Genomic DNA, 3,690 nt, shown 5'->3' on the forward strand with positions numbered 1-3,690 from the left:
GGGGGGCGACAGGCGCGGCCTGGGGGCGCGGCCGGGCGTGCCCAGTGCCGGCACCGCGTGAGGCACCCCGCGGACCGTCGCCTTGGCCGGCTTCGGCGACGGCTTGAACGCCGATACCGACGCCGGCACGGCCAAGGTCTTCGGCGAGCTCGGCTAGCGCATCGCTCTCGGCCAGACCGCGCTCGGCAAGGTGGCGCTCGAGCCCTTCGCCGGCCTGGCCTATGTCAACCTGCACACGGACGGTCTGACGGAGACCGGCGGCGCCGCTGCGCTGAGCAGCCGAGGCGACGACACCAGCCTCGGCTATTCGACGCTGGGGCTGCGCGCCTCGACCGGCTTCGCGATGCAGGGCCTGGACCTGACGTTGCGCGGCGGGCTGGCCTGGCGCCAGGCCTTCGGCGACGTCACGCCGACAGCGACGCTCGCCTTCGCCGGCAGCAATCCGTTCTCGGTCGCCGGTCTGCCGATCGCGAAGAACGCAGCGGTCGTCGAGGCCGGGCTCGATATCGCGCTGGGCGCCAACGCCACCTTGGGAGCGTCCTATACCGGACAGCTTGCCGAAAGCGCACAGGACCACGCCTTCAAGGCAAACCTCGCCGTCAGGTTCTGACGGCGCTCCGACTGCATGTGAATCTCTGCCTCTCGCCGATGTGCGCGGGGGGCGACTGCACCGGCGAGAGGCATGGCGCTGGGTTGGGGAGCGCCGAGCTCAGGCTGGCAGGCCGGATGGAAAGAAAAAGCCCATGCCCGCACCTAATCGCTGCAATGAGGACTGCCTCACCGCGGGAAGCGCGACGTCGCCAGCAGGGCCGGGCGGACCAAAACCGGCGCCGGCAAACTAATGGCTGCTGGGGTGGCGTTGAGGCTGATCGACTAATCGCCCCCTCAGGAGCGCATCAATCGAGTCGCGCAAATTCTGCAATCCCTCCACCGGCATCACGAGCCGAGCCCGAACCACAGCTTCGAAACTCAGTTCTGCCGATGGGCGCGCTAGGATTTTCTCTACTATTGGCCGCGCATGCGTGAAAGTCAGAGTCGCGAAAGCGCCTGTCACCGAGCAATTGAAGGGGCCTGCGACAAACGTCTCGGGAACGTGGTCGGGATCTAAGACGCGACTTTCGCTCATGGCTTCCCCGATTATGCCATTCGGAGAACTTCTAACCTCTCGCCGATGGACGCGTGGGAAGCGGCAGTCCATCGGCGAGTGGCGTGGCGCTGGCAGTGGAAGCGCCATTCCCAAGCTAGCATGCTGCATCGGACAGAAAAGGCAGAATCGTCCGGCGGACCAATTCGAGCTACTGGCCCTGAAGAGCTGCCTCTCGCCGATGAGGAACGGGGGAGCTGCCCGTCGGCGAGAGGCGAGGCGCGAGGACCAACTAGCGCCGAGCATTGAACTGGCTAGTCGTTGGTCGGTTCCTCGGGTCCGCGGTTTTTCGACCTTGCCCCTTGAAGTCGAGTGAACCCCGGTAAACCTCCTCGCCGGACTGATCTTCGACCCTCACTTTGAAGCCTGCGCGCTTGCCGTTGGGAAGAGCGTCTCTGGCCATATCCGCCAACGAGCGTTGCGCGTCGTCGGCTGCGGCTTGCTCGTTTGGAAAGTTGATGTGATGACGGCCGGAGCCGCTCGGATCCTTGGTGGTCACCCGGAATTTAGGCATGGCGCGGCTCCTCTAGCGAAAAATGCGCCGCATCCAGTCATGTTCCGCTATCCCGCCAGGAAACGCTCGATCGCGCGCCGAGCGAGGTCGTCCTCGTTCACTGCGAGCGTCACCAAGCTGGCCACGATATAGGCCAATCGAGTTCGTTCGCGCTCATCACATTGATCAGGCAGCGTTGTCCTGACCTCTTCCCATGCGGCTGTTAATGCCGCGCCAGCCCGAGCCAGTTTTATTGGATCCGTCAGTGATGAGAATGGCATCCCTTTCCCCTGAAAAGCCTTAAGCGTTGAATGATTTAGAGCGCTTCTGACCTTTGGCAAGAGGCGCAAAAGGGCCCCGCTGGCGGCGCCAACGGGGCGTTCGAGCGGATGCACCGATCCGTGACGCCGGGCTCAACTCCCGGCCCCACATCGGACTCCGCTTTCCTAGGCTGCAGTCTTTTCGGCCTCAATCTGCCGAGCAGCGCTTTTCGATGTCATCTTGCCCGTCCCGATCTGGATCTGACGCGGCTTCAGCGCCTCTGGCAGCTCGTGCGTCAGGTCGATGGTCAACAGGCCGTTCTCGAGGCTGGCCGCCACGACTTGCACATGATCGGCTAGACCGAAGCGGCGCTGGAAACCACGCTCGGCTATGCCGTGATGCAGATACTCGCGGCTGTCCTCACTCGTCTTCTGGCCGGAAACCAGGAGGACATTCGGCTCGTGCATGATGGTCAAGTCATCCGGGCCGAAGCCGGCAACAGCCATGACTATGCGATAGTCGTTATCCCCGGACTTTAAGATATCGTAGTGCGGCCAGCTGCTCCCGGCAGGGTCCAGCCGACTAGCAGCTTCCAATGCGTTGAACACACGGTCGAAGCCGATGCTGGACCGATAGAGCGGGGAAAAATCAGATACGGTTCTCATAGCCACATCCTCCTTTGAGCAACATGGGTACAAAAACAGTCGAGCGCGGGCCTCACCGTCGCCGGCTCGACCGCCGATCCCTTTGAAATTGGCGATCGGCATCGATCGATTTGGGTTGGCTGAAACGGAGTTCAAGGGGGCCTCTGTCGCCAATTTCCGAGGCTCGTTAAGTTCGACAGTTGGTTCGGCACAATGCTGCTGCGGGCCTTGCACGGCGCGCAAAAAGCCCCGCCGGTGGGCGCCAGCGGGGCTGAGTTGGCTTGGTCAAAGGAGGCTTCGGAAACGCGCCGCGAGGCCACCGGTTCCATACCGTTCAGCGTTGGCGCCCTTGCTCCAGATCGCGCGCCAACTCGCGGAGCTCTCGCGGTCGTGGAGACATGATCCTGCCGAGCCGCCAGCCAACCCCCACGCTCAACAGCATTCCGATTGTGACGCCGGCGAACGTCGTCAGGTCTTCGAGCATAGGCATCTCCGGGTAGGCCGACGGAGACCAACGCGGGGGAGCCTGGGAGGTTCGGCAATATCGGTGGGCGGACCCGCCGGTCAGTCCATCCAACCTACGGGCCAGGGATGGCCGGCGACGGCACCGGCGATGAGTAGGCCGAATATAAGCATCTCTTCCATTTGGCCGCCTCCTGAGAACAATGAGTGGTTGTATTCAAAGTCCCGTTCTATGACGACGGCCGACGCTCGGAGGCAGCCGACACGTACACGCTCGGCAGCGCCACGTGGTCCAGAGCGCCCCCTGCCGGCAGCGTTTGGATCGACTCTCCACATCCCGCGTGCTCCTCTATCGACAATGAGCGGGAGGCAAGATTGCGTATTTGGATTGTCGCTGCGGTCGCCGCTCTGGCTTTTGGTTTCTCTGCGTCCGGAGCTGATGCGCTAGTTCCTGCAGGGTTCCAGGCCTGCGGTGCTCGCGAACCGGGCACAAAGGAACGGCTCGACTGCTACGATGCGCTGATGCCGCCGGCGCCCAAAGCGAGACCAGGCACCGCCACCAAGTTGGAAGACAGCCGGGTCCAGCGAGAAAAGGCCCAGCGGGTTACGGTCTTTGAATCCTTTCTGACCCAGGGGCTGACGCCATAAGATCCCCGCACACCAGCCACTACCGGAGGGCCGACTCC

General features: G+C 63.3%; 4 protein-coding genes. 1 reads left to right on the plus strand and 3 read right to left on the minus strand.

Annotation, left to right across the window (positions count from 1 at the left end; all coding sequences use genetic code 11):
• Positions 1-160 precede the first annotated feature (160 nt).
• Complete coding sequence (locus B6S44_RS24910; protein ID WP_129159574.1) at positions 161-610, plus strand: autotransporter outer membrane beta-barrel domain-containing protein; 450 nt, start codon at positions 161-163, stop codon at positions 608-610.
• Positions 611-1,376: 766 nt separating this feature from the next.
• On the opposite strand, the gene B6S44_RS24915 is transcribed toward B6S44_RS24910, so the two are convergent.
• The 3 genes from B6S44_RS24915 to B6S44_RS29490 form a co-directional block, all read right to left on the minus strand.
• Complete coding sequence (locus B6S44_RS24915; RefSeq protein WP_129159575.1) at positions 1,377-1,658, minus strand: DUF6894 family protein; 282 nt, start codon at positions 1,656-1,658, stop codon at positions 1,377-1,379.
• A 425-nt stretch (positions 1,659-2,083) separates the two neighbouring features.
• Complete coding sequence (locus B6S44_RS24920; RefSeq protein WP_129159576.1) at positions 2,084-2,563, minus strand: Hsp20 family protein; 480 nt, start codon at positions 2,561-2,563, stop codon at positions 2,084-2,086.
• Positions 2,564-2,876: 313 nt separating this feature from the next.
• Entirely contained in the window at positions 2,877-3,026 is a 150-nt protein-coding gene (locus B6S44_RS29490; RefSeq protein ID WP_164985952.1) for a hypothetical protein, read from the minus strand.
• Positions 3,027-3,690 lie beyond the last annotated feature (664 nt).

This window comes from Allobosea sp. Tri-44 (genome assembly GCF_004123845.1).
Taxonomy (GTDB): domain Bacteria; phylum Pseudomonadota; class Alphaproteobacteria; order Rhizobiales; family Beijerinckiaceae; genus Allobosea.